This is a genomic window from Hyphomonas sp. L-53-1-40 (assembly GCF_000682775.1).
Taxonomy (GTDB): domain Bacteria; phylum Pseudomonadota; class Alphaproteobacteria; order Caulobacterales; family Hyphomonadaceae; genus Hyphomonas.
In genome coordinates, this window is the sequence record NZ_AWFI01000005.1 from 20,085 (window position 1) to 36,046 (window position 15,962).

A 15,962-nucleotide genomic window follows, 5' to 3' on the forward strand; every position below is an offset into this window, starting at 1 on the left:
ACTATGGGAATTTACCAAAAAAGCCACCACTCGCATAAGGATCAATATGATATCTTTTTTCCGTATTGAGCCGCACAGGCGGCAAATCGGCCAGCCGAGTGCAGTTTATAAATATCATAGTGAGTTGTGAATGATCGAATGCGCTTGCGAGCTTGGAGTGAAAGTTCTAAGCACACACTTCTAATACCGGGAGCGCCTAAATGGCAGAAAAAATGCTGAAATTCATCAAAGTCGAGCGGAGCATGCCGTCAAAGCGGGATGCCTCGGACCGAAAAGACGATTTCAACGAAATCTATGCTGAGTTCAGCAAGGACAAGGCTGGTGAGCAAGCCGCGCGGTGTTCGCAGTGCGGCGTCCCATTCTGCCAACAGGGCTGCCCCCTTTCCAACAACATTCCTGATTGGTTGAAGCTCGCCGCCGAAGACCGGCTCGAAGAAGCATATCAGGTCTCGTCGGCGACCAATAACATGCCCGAAATTTGCGGCCGCATCTGTCCGCAGGATCGTCTGTGTGAGGGTATCTGCACCATCGAACAGTCGGGCCACGGCACAGTCACGATCGGATCTATTGAAAAGTATATCACTGACAATGCGTGGGAACAGGGATGGGTGAAGCCGATCACGCCCCCACGTGAACGCGCCCAATCTGCAGGCATTATTGGCGCGGGCCCTGCGGGCCTTGCTGCCGCTGAACAGCTCCGCCGAAAGGGCTATCAAGTCACGGTTTACGATGCTTATGATCGGGGGGGTGGCCTGTTGGTCTACGGAATCCCTGGCTTCAAGCTCGAGAAGGATGTGGTTGAGCGCCGTATCAAACGCTTGGAAGATTCCGGAATCCGGTTTGAGTTCAATACGCGGGTCGGCGAGACGGTGTCTCTCTCAACGCTGCGGGATCAGCACGACACGATCCTCATCGCGACAGGTGTCTACGCAGCAAAGGATCTGAAATGTCCGGGCAGCGGGGCCAAAGGCGTATTCCCTGCGCTGGAATACCTGACCGCTTCCAACCGCAAGAATTTTGGCGATGACGTGCCGGCCTATGATGGCGGGACTTTGAACGCAGACGGAAAGCGCGTCGTTGTGATCGGTGGCGGCGACACTGCGATGGATTGCGTGCGAACGGCGATCCGTCAGGGCGCCAAGAGCGTATCTTGTGTGTATCGCCGTGACCGCGCGAACATGCCGGGCAGTCAGCGCGAAGTGACGAATGCCGAGGAAGAGGGTGTGACCTTTGAATGGCTGGCTTCGCCCGATGCCATTCTCGATACGAAAGCCGGCAAACTCAAAGCTGTTCGCGCGAGCCGGATGAAACTGGGCGAGCCCGATGCCTCCGGTCGTCAGTCTCCGGTCAAGACCGGGGAAACATTCGACATCAAGGCCGACATGGTCATCAAGGCGCTGGGCTTTGACCCGGAAGACCTGCCGGAATTGTTTGGCGAAGAAACCTTGACCGTAAACCGTTGGGGCGCGGTTCGGGTCGATTATGCAACAATGGAAACCAGCCTGCCCGGCGTTTATGCGGCAGGGGATATCGTTCGCGGCGCTTCGCTAGTTGTCTGGGCCATCAAGGATGGCCGGGACGCAGCAGAAGCCATGCACAAGGCGATGAGAGCACAAGAGCGCGCTTCTAAAGTGGCGGCGGAGTAGTCAGATGTCAGAATATGTAAAACAGTATGAGGCCAACCGTCAGAAGCTGATGGACGGCCACGCCTATGACCCTGAATATGAGCATGATGCTTGTGGTGTTGGCCTTGTCGCAGCGCTCGACGGCAAGCCGCGTCGCGAAATCGTGGAGATGGGGATCGAGGCATTGAAGAATGTCTGGCACCGAGGCGCTGTCGATGCGGATGGCAAGACCGGAGATGGCGCGGGTATTCGCGTGGAAGTGCCACAGGATTTTTTCCGTGAACATGTCACTCGCACAGGCCACAACCCGACGGATGACCCGATCTGTGTGGGTCAGATCTTCCTGCCACGCACGGACTTTGCCGCTCAGGAGGCTGCGCGAACATTGGTTGAAACCGAGGTTCTGCATTTCGGGTTCTACATTTATGGTTGGCGACAACCCCCGGTCGATGTGACCGTGATAGGTCAGAAGGCCAAAGATACACGTCCGGCGATTGAACAGATCATGTTCCGCGATGGTATAGGGCGTAGTCCGGAAGAGCTCGAACGTGCGCTCTATATCTGCCGTCGGCGGATCGAGCGTCGCGCACGTGAGGCGGCGATTCCATCCTTTTATGTATGTTCACTTAGCCATTCGTCCCTGATCTACAAGGGCATGTTCCTGGCACAGGACATCGACAATTTCTATTTGGACCTGAAGGACGAGCGTTTCGTCTCCGCATTTGCAATCTATCACCAGCGGTATTCGACCAACACGTTCCCGCAATGGTCGCTGGCTCAGCCTTTCCGTATGATCGCGCACAATGGCGAGATCAATACGGTGCGCGGCAACAAGAATTGGATGAAGAGCCACGAAATCCGCATGGTGTCCGAAGCCTTTGGCGAGCACGTTGATGATGTAAAGCCGGTGATCCCGGATGGTACGTCCGACTCTGGCGCGCTAGATTCCGTCTTTGAGATCCTTTGCAAGTCAGGCCGTTCGGCACCAATGGCCAAGGCCATGTTGATCCCGGAAGCGTGGTCGAAGCGGGATTCGGTCATGCCGACCGCTCACCAAGCACTCTACGACTATTGCAACTCCGTGATGGAGCCTTGGGACGGACCGGCCGGCATCGCGGCCTATGATGGCCGTTGGGCCATCGCGGGGCTTGACCGGAATGGTCTGCGGCCGCTTCGCTATGCTCTTACGGCGGATGGTATTCTGGCGGTAGGCTCTGAGGCGGGTATGTGTCCCCTTGGGGATCATGAAGTCACCAAGCGCGGCCTGATCCAGGCTGGTGGAATGATTGCAGCCGACCTGAAGACGGGTAAGTTCTACGAGCATCGGGAGCTGATCGATCTTCTCGCGGGCAAGGCGCCTTATGAAGAGTGGCTGCAGGCAGTAACCGAACTGGAACCGGAAATCGGTCCGGGTCCTGAACCCCTTATGTTCAACAAGGAAGACCTGCTGCGTCGCCAGACGGCTGCAGGCTATACGCTGGAAACGCTTGAACTCATCCTGTCCCCGATGGCGGAAGGCGGCAAGGAGGCGATCGGATCAATGGGCGATGACACAGCCACAGCTGTCCTGTCCTTCTCTTATCGTCCCATGAGCCATTTCTTCAGGCAGAATTTCAGCCAGGTCACGAATCCCCCGGTCGACCCGTTGCGTGAAGAGCGCGTGATGAGTCTCAAGACTCGGTTCAAAAATCTTGGAAACGTTCTCGATACCGACAAGTCTCAGCAGGAAGTGTTCGTGCTGGAAAGTCCTGTCTTGACCAATGGAATGTATGAACGCTTGATCGACCGTCTTGGTGTCGGCACCGCTGAGATTGACTGTACTTTCAATGAGGCAGATGCGGCGGGTGACGGAGTCGCGTTGAAGAATGCGCTGAGCCGAATTCGCCAGGAGGCTGAAGATGCTGTGCGGGAAGGCCGCGAGCACATAATTTTGACCGATCAGTATCAGTCTGCAGACAAGATCGCCATTCCGATGATCCTAGCCACTGGTGCAGTTCACTCGCACCTTGTGGCGCAAGGTTTGCGTACGTTCTGCTCCATCACGGTTCGGTCGGCAGAATGTCTCGACACGCACTATTTTGCCGTTCTCATCGGTGTTGGGGCGACGTGCGTAAATGCGTATCTGGCGCAGGATATTATTGCCGACCGCCAGGCCCGGGGACTTTTCGGAGAGATGCCACTCAATGAGTGTGTATTGAATTTCAAGAAAGCCGTCGAAGCTGGCTTGTTGAAGATCATCTCCAAGATGGGAATTTCTGTAATCTCCTCCTACCGGGGCGGATACAATTTCGAAGCGCTGGGGCTCTCGCGTGCGCTTGTCGCCGACTACTTCCCAGGCATGAACAGCCGCATCTCAGGCCTTGGCCTCGCTGGCCTCGAAGAAAACTCGCTGGTTCGCCATGAGGCTGCCTTCGACGAGGATGTCGTCTCTCTGCCGGTAGGCGGGTTCTACCGCCTGAGAGCATCCGAAGAGCCCCATGCGCTTGACGGTAATCTGATCCACACATTGCAAGCGGCATGTGATCGCGGCGATTATTCTATCTATCGCAAATATGTCGAAGCAGTGCATTCGCGCGATCCGATACAATTGCGTGACTTGCTCGATTTCAAGCCGGCTGGAGACCCCGTTCCAGTATCCGTCGTTCAGTCGATCAATGAGATCCGTAAGCGCTTCATTACGCCCGGCATGTCGCTCGGCGCGTTGAGCCCAGAAGCTCATGGCACGCTGAACGTGGCCATGAACCGGATCGGTGCAAAATCGGTATCGGGCGAAGGCGGCGAAGATCGCGCCCGGTTTCGTCCGCTGCCGAATGGCGACAATATGAACTCTGCCGTCAAGCAGGTGGCCTCTGGCCGCTTTGGTGTGACTGCGGAATATCTGAACCAGTGTCGAGAGATTGAGATCAAGATCGCTCAGGGTGCAAAGCCCGGCGAGGGCGGTCAGTTGCCCGGCTTCAAGGTGACAGAATTCATTGCCAAGCTGCGCCATGCAACGCCGGGTGTGATGCTGATCTCACCACCGCCACACCATGACATCTACTCGATCGAAGATCTTGCCCAGCTGATCTATGACTTGAAGCAGATTAATCCGGAGGCGCGGGTTTGCGTGAAGCTCGTAGCCCAGTCAGGGGTCGGAACGGTTGCCGCTGGCGTGGCGAAGGCGAAGGCAGACGTCATACTGATTGCAGGCGGTGTCGGTGGCACGGGTGCAAGTCCACAGACCTCCATCAAGTATGCGGGTCTGCCGTGGGAACTCGGCCTTGCCGAAGCGCACCAGATCCTGTCGTTGAACAATCTGCGCAACAAGGTCACCCTTCGCACAGATGGTGGGCTTCGTACGGGGCGCGATATTGTCATTGCAGCCATGCTGGGTGCGGAAGAATATGGCATTGGCACAGCTTCACTCGTGGCTATGGGTTGTATCATGGTGCGCCAATGCCACTCGAACACCTGCCCTGTGGGCGTCTGTGTTCAGGACGAGGCACTACGTGCACACTTTACCGGATCGCCGGAAAAGGTCGTGAACCTGATGAGCTTCATTGCCGAGGACGTTCGGGAAATTCTCGCCTCGCTCGGCCTCAAATCGCTTGACGAAGCTATCGGCCGTACGGACCTGCTCGCTCAGGTAAGTCGTGGGTCGACACATCTCGATGATCTCGACCTGAACCCGCTGCTAGTTCAGGTCGATACCGAAAATCCTGTCATTTATCAGCCTGACCGTCGTGAAGAAGTTCCAGATACGCTGGACTCCCAGATCCTTCGTGATGCCGAGCCGTTCTTTGAGCGCGGCGAGAAGATGCAGCTGGAATATGGTGTGCGTAATACGATGCGCGCGATCGGAGCACGGTCGAGTTCTGCGATCACGCGCAAGTTCGGCATGCAGGCACTGCCAGAGGGCCGCCTGCATATCCGGCTGGAGGGGTCCGCTGGGCAATCGCTAGGCGCGTTCTCGGTGCAGGGTCTTCTGTTGGAAGTCATCGGCGATGCCAATGATTACGTAGGTAAAGGCCTGTCGGGCGCTTCGATTGTCGTATCACCACGGCCGAAAGAGCGCCATCGGGCGGGTGATGCTATCATCGGTAATACGTGTCTGTACGGCGCAACAGCGGGCAAGTTGTTCGCAGCGGGTACGGCGGGTGTGCGCTTCGCGGTTCGCAACTCCGGTGCCGTGACAGTGATTGAGGGGTGCGGCGCGAATGGCTGTGAGTACATGACGGGCGGGCGGGCTGTCATTCTCGGCCCGGTCGGTGACAATTTTGGCGCGGGCATGACCGGCGGCACGGCCTATATCTGGGATCCAGAGAGCCAGTTCGAACGGGTGGCGAACCCGGATTCGATTGATTGGTATCCTCTCTCAGACATGCAGGCAGAGCATGTAGCAGAGGCCAGGGCGCTGATCGAGGAGCACTTCAAGCGCACCAAGTCCCTTCGCGCGAAAGACATTCTCGAGAATTGGGAAACGTCCACCAGCGAGATGTTGATGATCGTGCCCAAGGAGATTGCCCATTTGTTGCTCGGTGATACCAAGCCGAAGAGCAAGCGGAAGAAAGTAGCTGAGAAAGCCTGATGACCAGCCCCCGGATCGCTCCGGGGGCTTTTCACTTTACGGGTGCTTCTTGCGACGGATGCGCGGCCAGATCAGCTTCAGCCATATCCACAGGAATGCACCGATCAGGATCAACCATGGCAGGCCGATGGCAAAGGCGGTGATAACGGCGGCCAGGGCACTCGAGAGGTTGTAGAAGAAGTCCCCGAATGCACTTCCGACAGGTGAGAGTGCGCCTTGCGAGACCGGATTGCGCTTGGTCTCGTAGTTCACGCTCAATTGGCTCATCTGAACCCGGAGCATCAAAGTCTTGAGCGATGATTTCAGCGAGTCGATCTCACCGTTGACCCGGGCGAGCTCCCGCTCCGTCGCCAATAGGTCCCCCAGTTCACCGTCCCGGTTGGCGAGCAACTCCTCCAATCGCTTTTGAAGGGTCTGCTGAGCGTTCAGGCGGGCATCGGTGTCAATGATCGAAACGGTAAGGTCCTCGGCCGTTGTCTGGCGATTGGTGATGTCCCCATTGGCTTGCTCGGCCTCGGCGTCGACGTCCTTCAGGAATGTCTCGATCCAATCCGGCGTTGCCCGGAGCTGGAGCGATGCAGAGGCTTCGTCATCCGAATATGTGTTGAACCAGGAATTCGTCACGATACACACCGAGGGGCCAGCTTGGTTACAGGCGGCAATATGGCCCTGCATGACGGGCTCAATGGACTTCACTGGCAGCCGTAATCCGAGTGAGTGCGAATAGGCGATGTATTGTTGTGCGGCCTCCTCGGTCTGTCCGTTGCCACCGCCCGCTTTGGAAAATGACCCATCCATAGCCATGTCCTGCTCCATCATCGGAGATGGGGCCGGGGGTGCGTTCATCATCGCACGTTCAGCCGACTCGCTGCCAGGACCGCCACATGCCGCCAGCAAGAAGGCGGCGGTCGCAATTATTGGAATTTTGATGTTCATCGTTCCCTCCACATCCTTCATGACTTCCACATGAAACCCATAAAATGGCAAGATCAGGTTGGAAATCGGGCAGGGGTCAGGGACGGAAGCCGGTCCGCCGCTCTCCCGGCTCCAGTGTGCGCCAGGCATGGTGAATGAAATCCACGAGCAGGGGACGGGTGTCCCGCGGGTCGATGATTTCCTCGGCATAGAAGGATTCTGCTGTACGGAAGGGAGACCGGATCGCATCGAATTTCTTGTAGAGCTGGGCCTTCAGGGCGTCGGGATCCTCGGCCTCGACCAGTTCCTTGCGGAAGGCGGCCTCGATGCCGCCGGCCATGGGGAGGCTGCCCCAGTCCCCGCTCGGCCAGCAATAGCGCCATTTGGTCCGGCTCTGATTCATCATGGCGGACCCGGCGAGGCCATAGGCCTTGCGAATGACGATTGAGCAGACCGGTACATCAGCCTGATAAATGGCTGTCATGGCGCGCACGCCCGCACGGGTCACACCAGCGGTTTCCGCCTTCACGCCAACCGCAAAGCCGGGACAGTCGACGAAATGTACGACCGGCAGATGGAATTGCGAACAGAGATCCATGTGGCGAGTGACCTTGTCACAGACATCCGCAGTCCATGCGCCGTCGAGGAAGAAGGGGTCACCGGCCAAGATCCCGACAGGATACCCATCCAGACGGGCAAACCCGCAGACGATACCCCGACCCCAGTCATGACCGATCTCGAAAAAGCTGTCCGTATCAACACTTGCCTCGACGATTTTCCGCGGCTTGTACGGCGTCTTCCCGTCTGTTGGCACAATAGAGAGTAGGCTCTCCTCCCGGCGCTCTGGCGAGTCACCAGCCACGACTCGTTCCGGCAGTTCGTGCACCGATGATGGCAGGTAAGACAGGAAACGGCGGGCTGTTTCGAACGCGTCCGCTTCGGTATCCACGACATTGTCGACTGTGCCATTCTGGCCCTGAATTTTCCAACCGCCCAGTTCTTCCTTGGTGACATCTTCACCAAGCGCGATGGCGACAGGCGGACCAGCCACGAAAACCTGACTCAATTCCTTGACCATAACAGAGAAATGGCTGGCGGCTACTCGCCCCGCGCCCATTCCTGCGCAAGGGCCAAGGGCCAATGATACGAAGGGCACTTGTGTCAGGCCATGGGTAATCTCATTCCAACCCGGTGTCTCTGGAATATAGGTGCGCGGGTCCTTCTCCAGCATCTTGACCGAACCGCCGCCCCCGGTGCCGTCAATCATCTGGACGAGAGGCAGGCGGTACTCGGCCGCCATCTTGATGGCCTGAACCAATTTCTGCCAGATCGAAGCATCGGCTGCGCCGCCCCGAACAGTGAAATCGTCTGCCAGAATCACTGTCGATCTGCTGTTCAAGGTGGCCCGGCCCATAACTGAGTTCGAGGGCAGGAAATCGTCCAATTCGTCGTCGGCGCCATAGGTTGCCTTGCCTGCGATCTTGCCGATTTCATGGAAGCTGCCGGGGTCCGCCAGGAAGGCGACGCGTTCGCGAACCGTCAGCTTTCCACGGCCCCTCTGCCGGGACACGGGCTCCTCGCCGCCCATTTTTTCCGCCAGTCGCTCTCGGCGACGCAATTCTTCGATCGATTTCTGCCAGCTCATGGCGTCCAATTTCCACGCTTCCGCTACGCGAGGTCAATACGTTTTAAAAACCTGAGCGATTTGAGGATGCCGCCACGCAACTGAACTAAATCAAGGTAATCTGGCCGTTGCGGGCTTGCATTCTTATAGAAGGAACGGCTTTATCGGCCAAAGTCCATTCAAGGAGGAATTCAATGGATCTCGCAGAACTCACAGCGAAAGCAGATTCGGCCGTCGAAGCCGGTGGTGACTTCACCAAGAAGGTGAAATTTGACTTCGGTGATGCAGGCAAGCTCTTCATCGACGGCGTTGCTGGCAAGGCTGACAATTCCGATTCCGATGCCGACGCGACCATCAAGGTCGATTGGGACGACTTCAAGAAGATTTCCGAAGGCGCCATGGACCCGACAATGGCATTCATGCAGGGTAAGCTGAAGGTTGAAGGTGACATGTCTGTTGCCATGCAGCTGCAGAACCTGATGAAGAAGTTCAGCTAATTTCGCTGAATCGAACTTGATCTCTGAAGCCGTCCGGGGAAACCTTGGGCGGCTTCTTGCTTTTGAAGGTCCATTATGACGACGCGTCCCCACACACTGGACAGCTCCTTTGTGCTGATCCCGGACAATCCGCCTCCAAGCGGGGCGGAAATACTCTGGTTCAAGGGGACCGACGGACGCAACCTGCGCGCCTGCGTGGCCCCTGCGCTTTCAAAGTCTGGTCCGCGTGGCACGGCGATAGTGTGCCCGGGTCGGACGGAGTTCATCGAGAAATACTTTGAGGTCGGACGAGAACTGCAGACCCTAGGCTTTGCCGTTGTGATTCTTGATTGGCCGGGCCAGGGTCTGTCAGAGCGCCTTCTGGACGATACAAAGAAGGGCCACATAGATCGTTTTGAAACCTTTATGGGCGCGCTGGCCAATGGGTTGGATCAGCTCCAGAACCGCCTGCCACGTCCGTATGTATCTCTCGCCCATTCCATGGGAGGCGCCATCGCATTGGCCGCCATCTCGCAAGGGCTTGTAAAAGTGGACGCTGCAGCATTTTGTGCGCCGATGTGGGGCCTGAAGTCCCGCTTCTTCGGGATGCGCTATCTTGTCTGGGCCATGCGCGCGACGGGTCGCGCGGGGGACTATGCCATCCAACCCGGTCCGCCAGAGACGTTTGAGACAAATATCGTCACGCATGACAAACAGCGTTGGCAAATGCAGCGCGCGCTGATTGATGCGCAGCCTGACTTGGAGCTGGGTCCGGTGACGTGGGGCTGGCTTGGTGCCTCACTCAGTATTGTTGATACGTTCAGTAAACCGAAGGCTCTCAACCAGGTGGCCATTCCCATCTTTGTTGCTTCTGCCGAGGAAGAGCAATTGGTCGACAATGCCGCACACGAAAAGATTTGCGCGCGGCTGCCAGATTGCGAACATGTGGTCATTGAAGGTGCCATGCATGAAATCCTGATGGAGACCGATACCCGCCGACAGGAATTCTGGGAGGGGTTTCAGCGATTGCTCAGGCGAGCCAACATATAAAAACGTAGCGAGGAAATATTATGCCAGTCCAATCCATGTCGCGCATCATTTCATACTGGGCAGCAAGACAGGCTGATCGGGTTGCAATCGATCACGAAGGACAGGACATCACTTGGGGTGCGTTCGAAAAGCGCACCAACCGCCTCGCCCGGGCCTATTCCGAACTGGGTGTAAAACCCGATGATTTTGTCACCATTGCACTGCCGAATGGCATAGAATTCTTCGAGGCATGCTTTGCCGTCTGGAAGTTGGGGGCCACACCTCAACCCATATCTGCCAAATTGCCAAAATCCGAACGGGACCAGATTATTGATCTGGGCAAGCCGTCGCTGGTCGTTGGAGTCGAAACCGGCGCATTTGAACAGATAGTCTCTGTACCTCAGGGGTTCGTGCCAGGAGAACACTTGTCCGCAGAGCCCCTACCGGAGCTAACAGCCGCTTCTCTGAAAGCGATGACAAGTGGGGGGTCTACCGGACGGCCGAAGCTGATCGTCTCTGCCCAACCGGCGGCCTGGGATACCGATCTGCCCTATCTGGAAATTCCGCAACAGGGCGCCATGCTGGTGCCGGGGCCGCTTTATCATAACGGACCGTTCGTCTGGGCGATGATTGCGCTGTTTCGCGGCTGTACCGTGGCCATCACGACGCGCTTCGATGCCGAGCAGACTCTCGCGACTTTGGAACGCCTGAAGATCAATATCGTCTATATGGTGCCGACCATGATGCGCCGCATCTGGGCGCTGCCTGAAGATGTACGGACAGGTTACGATCTGTCGAGCTTGCAGACGCTCTGGCATTTGGCGGCACCCTGCCCGGCCTGGCTGAAGGAATGCTTCATTGAGTGGCTTGGCGCGGAAGTGATCTGGGAGCTTTATGCCGGCACCGAAGGGCAGGGAACCACCATGATCCGCGGGGATGAATGGCTGACGCACAAAGGCTCTGTGGGCCGACCCGTTGAGGCATGCGAAATCAAGATTGTCGGGGAGACGGGCGAGACGCTTCCATCCGGCGAGGTCGGGGAAGTTTTCCTCAGGCCCCTAACGGGGCAGGGCACAACTTACCGGTATATCGGGGCCGAGGCCAAATCCATCGAGGGCGGCTGGGAAAGTCTGGGGGATCTCGGATGGATGGATGAGGAAGGATATCTTTACCTGACGGATCGGCTTTCAGACATGATCCTGTCGGGCGGGGCGAACATCTACCCCGCCGAAGTGGAGGCCGCGATTGATGCCTATCCGGGGGTCAGGTCATCTGCGGTAATTGGCCTGCCGGATGACGATATGGGCGCCCGGCTGCATGCGATCATCGACCGTCCCGAAGGCTCAGTGGACGACGACGCGATGCTTGCACATCTTGCTGACCATCTGGTGCGCTACAAGATTCCAAGGAGCTTCGAGTTCGTGCCTGAACCCGTACGCGATGATGCGGGGAAAGTGAGAAGAAAGGCGCTGAGGGAAGCGCGGATGCAAATGGGCACCGCTTAGTTTTCGCTTGTTGCTTGACTTCCCTAGCGGAGCCATAGCTCCCCTGTTGGAAACACAGGAGGAGACCACCATGAAAGTTGCTGCCGTCAAGAAACCCGGCGGACCGGGAAACCTGATCATAGAAGATCGTCCGGATCCCAAGCCGGCCGTTGGGGAAATACTTGTTCGCATTCATGCGAGCAGCCTGAACTATCACGACTTCGTGGTGGTCATGGGCGGCATTCCTACAGATGACGGACGAATACCCATGTCGGATGGTGCGGGTGAAGTCGTAGCAGTTGGCGAAGGCGTCACTAAATTCAAGTCAGGCGACAAGGTCGTATCGCTGTTTTTCCCCAACTGGCAGGCCGGCGAAATCGAAGCGGCTGGGTTCGCCAGTGTTCCGGGAGATGGCGCTGATGGCTTCGGCGCGGAACTCGTTGCCGCGCCAGAGACATCCTTCACGCGCATGCCTGAGGGATACTCTTATCAAGAGGCGGCAACGCTTCCCTGCGCGGCCTTGACGGCATGGCGCGCCCTGATGGTTGAGGCCAAGGTCAAGCCGGGTGACTGGGTGCTGACCCAAGGCACGGGCGGCGTATCCATTTTCGCCCTCCAGTTTGCCAAGGCGGCTGGGTGCCGCGTGATCTCCACATCATCCTCTGATGAAAAGCTTCAGCGCGTGAAAGAACTGGGTGCAGATCATGTGATCAATTACAAGGACACGCCTGACTGGGGAAAGGCAGCCAAAGCCCTGACCGGAGGGCGAGGCGTGGACGAGGTTGTCGAGATTGGCGGGCCAGGCACATTGGCCCAGTCCATAACAGCGTCGCGTCCAGGGGGCCATATTTCCCTTATCGGTGTGCTGACGGGTGTGTCCGGGGAAGTCCCGACAGCGGCTCTGTTCTCTCTGAACATCACGCTGTCGGGGATAACGGTCGGATCCCGCCGGCATCAGGAAGATATGATTGCCGCCATCGAGGCCAACGGCATCAAGCCTGTGCTGGACAAGGATTTCCCGCTTACCAAAATTGCTGCCGCCTTTGCCCATCAGGCCAGCCAGCAGCATTTCGGCAAGATTACACTGAGCCTTTAGGTGGCGATATATTGCGCCCCGTTCACCGTCATGGTGGCGCCAGTGATGAAGGCAGCTTCGTCGCTGGCGAGATAGGCGCACATTGAGGCGATCTCTTCGGCCTTGCCAAGGCGGCCAACAGGGATCGTCGCAATGATTCCCTCAAGGACTTTTTCCGGAACAGCCTGCACCATCTCGGTGTCGATATAGCCTGGGCAGACCGTGTTGACGGTGATGCCTTTCTTCGCGCCTTCCTGGGCCAGTGCCTTGCTGAGGCCGATCAGGCCGGCCTTTGCGGCGGAATAGTTCGCCTGACCAAACTGGCCTTTCTGTCCATTGATGGAAGAGATGTTGATGACCCGGCCCCAGCCGCGCTCACGCATGCCCTCCCAGACCTGACGCGTTACATTGAACGCTGATGTCAGATCGATATCGATCACTTGCTGCCATTGCTCGCGCGTCATCTTGTGGAACGGTGCGTCGCGGGTGACACCGGCATTGTTGACCACGACGTCAACAGGACCGAGCTCTTTTTCGATTTGCGCCAGCCCTTCCGTAACGGCATCATAGTCTGCTACGTCGAACTTGTAGCAATTGATCCCGAGTTCTTTTGCGCATTCGTCAGCGGCCTGCTGGTTGCCGGCGAAATTAGCCGCAACCTTATAGCCCTTGTTTTTTAGTGTTTCACTGATTGCCCGCCCAATACCGCGCGTGCCTCCTGTGACCAGAGCAACTCTAGTCATAACGTGTTTCCTCCCGTTTTGTTTGACGGCAATCAGCTAGCCATTCTGTTGCATCGATAGCAATAGCACATTGGTCGCAGGGCAAATTTGTGTCAGACTTGTTGCATAGCACAATAATTGCTTCGCAAGTCGGAGAAGCAGAGGGCAGGACATGGCCAAGGGAAATGGATCAGACGATCTGATCATTATCAAGAAGTACGCAAACCGTCGTCTCTACGACACGTCGACATCGTCCTACGTGACGCTTGACCACCTTTCTGAACTCGTCCGGGAAGGGCGTGACTTTGAGGTGCGGGATGCAAAATCTGGGGCTGACCTGACCCGTCAGGTTCTGACGCAGATTATTTTCGAGAACGAAACAAAGGGCGAAGGCGCGCTGCCACTGAACTTCTTGCGCCAGTTGATCGGCTTTTATGGCGGCGGGGCCCAGACTTTCCTGCCCTCGTATCTGGAAATGTCCATGAACAGTTTTGCCGAAGCGCAGAAGGAGTGGCGCAAGGCCGCCAATCCTATGAGCATGTTTGAGCAACAGGCCAAACGCAATATGTCGATGTTCGAAGAGGCGATGAAACTCTTCATGCCGACGCTGAAGAACGCACAGTCCCGGAATGGCACAGCTTCCATGAATCCGATGATGGAATATCAGGCGGAGGCGCTTTCCAACATGCAGGCCCAGATGGCCGCAATTCAGAAACAATTGTCAGACCTTTACGGAAAAGACTGACTACCTCTCCAGCTCAAACGAAAAAGGGCCCGCCGGCTGGCAGGCCCTTTTTTTGTGTCCGGCAGGGCCGATCTACATTTCCCCGACGCCAAAATCGCGGCGGGCAGAAACGATCGTGACGACAACACCTGCCAGAACATCCAGCAAGGTCATCGACATCAGGATGAAGAAGGTCGATGTCGCAAAGTTCGGCAAGAGCAGGAACTGGATCAGGCAGACGATGAACAGGATCATCGAGACTGCGTGATTGATGATCGTGGACGTGCCTGTCGAGGTCGACTTCAGGATTTCCAGAAACAGGAAGACCACGGCCAGCAAGAGGATCGCATCCCCTTTGGTGAGGATCCAGTCGACGCCGGAAATCATCGGCAGACCGAGAAAACGGTCGTTCAACAATGACAGGATCGGCGCGGAATCCGCGCGAATGATCTCGCCGAATTCGTTTGCCATTTCCACTGAACCGCCAAAACCGATGGCCAGAAGATTGTAGAGCGCTACCGGGATAACCAGCAGCGGGAAGATTCCGAAGATTGCGCGCATGAGATTCCCCTTCTCGGTTTTGCCGCCAGACCCGCCGTTTTCTTGACGCTTCTGTTCCCGTCTTGCGATAGCCGCACCTGCGACGGCCAATTTTGTTTCGCGATCCATCGCGGACTTACCCGTCCTTTGTCTGCATTAAAATCACGTTTACCGTAATGATCCGTCAGATGCGAGGGACTTCTGTGAGGTTAAAACCGTTGGGTCAGGAAAACGCGAAATGTTGCGTCAGTCGATCCAGAGGTCAGTCCAACCAGGGCGCTGGTCCGCAAAGTCAGGGACTCATTGAGGGGAAGCGAGGCAAAGGGGCCTGCCAGATGGCTCTGTTGCGGCACGGGCAAGAGATCGTTTGCGGGGCCATAAGTGTTGTAAACTTCGGCGCCGATATCGACTCCGTCCTCCAGCCGCCGGCTGAGTTCCCCCCGCGTTTGCAGGAAGGTTCCAGATTCGCGACCTGATCCGGTCTGGATGCTTGCAATGATCGAAAACCGGGACCGCACTGTGTTGGTCAACTGCGCCTGATTCAGCCAGTGTAGCGCGACCTGGCCCGGGCGACCGCCATCCCGGAAGCGCGCGTCCAGCCGAAGACCGGATGCCCACCGCGCCCCGTCCGGGGTGATTTGCCAGCGCAACTCTCCCTGAACATAGTCGACATCAACCGCGCGGGCATCTGTCTTGCGTGCCTAGATCACGCCCCTCACGGCGACGCTCCCGGTCAGCGCGCGTTCAGCATGGATGCGCTGCGCGAGTCCCGACCTGTCCGGGCCATAAGCGGCCCGGTAACCGATCGAATGCGCGCCGTCCCTGATTTCAGGCGCGGAGATTCCACTTGTCAGCTGCGCGGCAGCAGGGCTGAGAAGCCAGACAATTGCGGGGCTGATGAGGATGAGGAGCAGGAAGCGCATCGCCCGTCTATGATGTAAGTAAAAACGTCGTTAAAGATACGAAACTATGTATTTCTTTCGCTGCACCCGAAGCCGGCCTGGCGCGAACCATCCGGGTATCTCGTAGCCGGCCCCTCACAGAGCCGTCGGCGCAGCGGGCGCCGTGGCGCTCCGCCTGATGATTTTTAATGGCTACGGAATGGAGCGTTACCGCCCGCCGCGCCGGACAGGAATTTCGGCGAGCACCCTCAAGGGGGCCCATGGTCCCGGGTCTTCGTT

Annotated in this window: 12 protein-coding genes; 7 read left to right on the plus strand and 5 right to left on the minus strand. The window is 57.2% G+C overall.

Features of this window, described 5'->3' with window-relative positions; all coding sequences use genetic code 11:
• Positions 1-200: 200 nt before the first annotated feature.
• Positions 201-1,646, plus strand: coding sequence for an NAD(P)-dependent oxidoreductase (locus tag L53_RS05530; RefSeq protein WP_034812969.1), 1,446 nt, complete (start codon positions 201-203; stop codon positions 1,644-1,646).
• Between the two features lie 4 nt (positions 1,647-1,650).
• The gene (gltB, locus tag L53_RS05535) at positions 1,651-6,192 is read left to right on the plus strand and encodes a glutamate synthase large subunit (protein ID WP_034812971.1); all 4,542 of its coding nucleotides are present in this window, start codon (positions 1,651-1,653) and stop codon (positions 6,190-6,192) included.
• 36 nt (positions 6,193-6,228) lie between these two features.
• Here gltB and L53_RS05540 read toward each other — a convergent pair whose 3' ends face one another.
• The gene (locus L53_RS05540; RefSeq protein WP_034813013.1) at positions 6,229-7,128 is read right to left on the minus strand and encodes a DUF4349 domain-containing protein; all 900 of its coding nucleotides are present in this window, start codon (positions 7,126-7,128) and stop codon (positions 6,229-6,231) included.
• A gap of 76 nt (positions 7,129-7,204) precedes the next feature.
• A complete protein-coding gene (locus tag L53_RS05545) occupies positions 7,205-8,752 on the minus strand; it encodes an acyl-CoA carboxylase subunit beta (RefSeq protein ID WP_034812973.1) in 1,548 nt (515 codons plus the stop codon).
• A gap of 173 nt (positions 8,753-8,925) precedes the next feature.
• Here L53_RS05545 and L53_RS05550 point away from each other — a divergent pair, with 173 nt between their 5' ends.
• From L53_RS05550 to L53_RS05565, 4 genes are all read left to right on the plus strand, one after another.
• Complete coding sequence (locus L53_RS05550) at positions 8,926-9,228, plus strand: SCP2 sterol-binding domain-containing protein (RefSeq protein WP_034812976.1); 303 nt, start codon at positions 8,926-8,928, stop codon at positions 9,226-9,228.
• 75 nt (positions 9,229-9,303) lie between these two features.
• A complete protein-coding gene (locus L53_RS05555) occupies positions 9,304-10,257 on the plus strand; it encodes an alpha/beta fold hydrolase (RefSeq protein ID WP_034812980.1) in 954 nt (317 codons plus the stop codon).
• Between the two features lie 20 nt (positions 10,258-10,277).
• Positions 10,278-11,741: an AMP-binding protein gene (locus L53_RS05560; protein WP_034812982.1), complete on the plus strand. Its 1,464-nt coding sequence runs from the start codon at positions 10,278-10,280 to the stop codon at positions 11,739-11,741.
• Positions 11,742-11,811: 70 nt separating this feature from the next.
• Positions 11,812-12,816, plus strand: a complete 1,005-nt coding sequence (locus L53_RS05565) for an NAD(P)-dependent alcohol dehydrogenase (RefSeq protein WP_034812986.1) — start codon at positions 11,812-11,814, stop codon at positions 12,814-12,816.
• On the opposite strand, the gene phbB is transcribed toward L53_RS05565, so the two are convergent.
• Positions 12,813-13,538, minus strand: coding sequence for an acetoacetyl-CoA reductase (phbB, locus tag L53_RS05570; protein WP_034812987.1), 726 nt, complete (start codon positions 13,536-13,538; stop codon positions 12,813-12,815). The genes L53_RS05565 and phbB overlap by 4 nt on opposite strands.
• Before the next feature lie 151 nt (positions 13,539-13,689).
• Between phbB and phaR the strand changes: the two genes are divergently transcribed.
• Positions 13,690-14,262, plus strand: a complete 573-nt coding sequence (gene phaR, locus L53_RS05575) for a polyhydroxyalkanoate synthesis repressor PhaR (protein ID WP_034812990.1) — start codon at positions 13,690-13,692, stop codon at positions 14,260-14,262.
• A 72-nt stretch (positions 14,263-14,334) separates the two neighbouring features.
• Here the strand turns inward: phaR and L53_RS05580 are convergent, their stop codons facing one another.
• Both L53_RS05580 and L53_RS05585 read right to left on the minus strand, forming a co-directional pair.
• On the minus strand, positions 14,335-14,802 hold the full coding sequence (locus tag L53_RS05580) for a hypothetical protein (protein WP_034813016.1): 468 nt from the start codon (positions 14,800-14,802) through the stop codon (positions 14,335-14,337).
• A 188-nt stretch (positions 14,803-14,990) separates the two neighbouring features.
• Entirely contained in the window at positions 14,991-15,431 is a 441-nt protein-coding gene (locus tag L53_RS05585) for a hypothetical protein (protein ID WP_034812992.1), read from the minus strand.
• Between the last annotated feature and the right edge of the window lie 531 nt (positions 15,432-15,962).

Coding starts and splice junctions, on each gene's coding strand:
- L53_RS05530 (WP_034812969.1), top strand. CDS start 201: ATGGCAGAAAAAATGCTGAAATTCATCAAAGTCGAGCGGAGCATGCCG.
- gltB (WP_034812971.1), top strand. CDS start 1,651: ATGTCAGAATATGTAAAACAGTATGAGGCCAACCGTCAGAAGCTGATG.
- L53_RS05540 (WP_034813013.1), bottom strand. CDS start 7,128: ATGAACATCAAAATTCCAATAATTGCGACCGCCGCCTTCTTGCTGGCG.
- L53_RS05545 (WP_034812973.1), bottom strand. CDS start 8,752: ATGAGCTGGCAGAAATCGATCGAAGAATTGCGTCGCCGAGAGCGACTG.
- L53_RS05550 (WP_034812976.1), top strand. CDS start 8,926: ATGGATCTCGCAGAACTCACAGCGAAAGCAGATTCGGCCGTCGAAGCC.
- L53_RS05555 (WP_034812980.1), top strand. CDS start 9,304: ATGACGACGCGTCCCCACACACTGGACAGCTCCTTTGTGCTGATCCCG.
- L53_RS05560 (WP_034812982.1), top strand. CDS start 10,278: ATGCCAGTCCAATCCATGTCGCGCATCATTTCATACTGGGCAGCAAGA.
- L53_RS05565 (WP_034812986.1), top strand. CDS start 11,812: ATGAAAGTTGCTGCCGTCAAGAAACCCGGCGGACCGGGAAACCTGATC.
- phbB (WP_034812987.1), bottom strand. CDS start 13,538: ATGACTAGAGTTGCTCTGGTCACAGGAGGCACGCGCGGTATTGGGCGG.
- phaR (WP_034812990.1), top strand. CDS start 13,690: ATGGCCAAGGGAAATGGATCAGACGATCTGATCATTATCAAGAAGTAC.
- L53_RS05580 (WP_034813016.1), bottom strand. CDS start 14,802: ATGCGCGCAATCTTCGGAATCTTCCCGCTGCTGGTTATCCCGGTAGCG.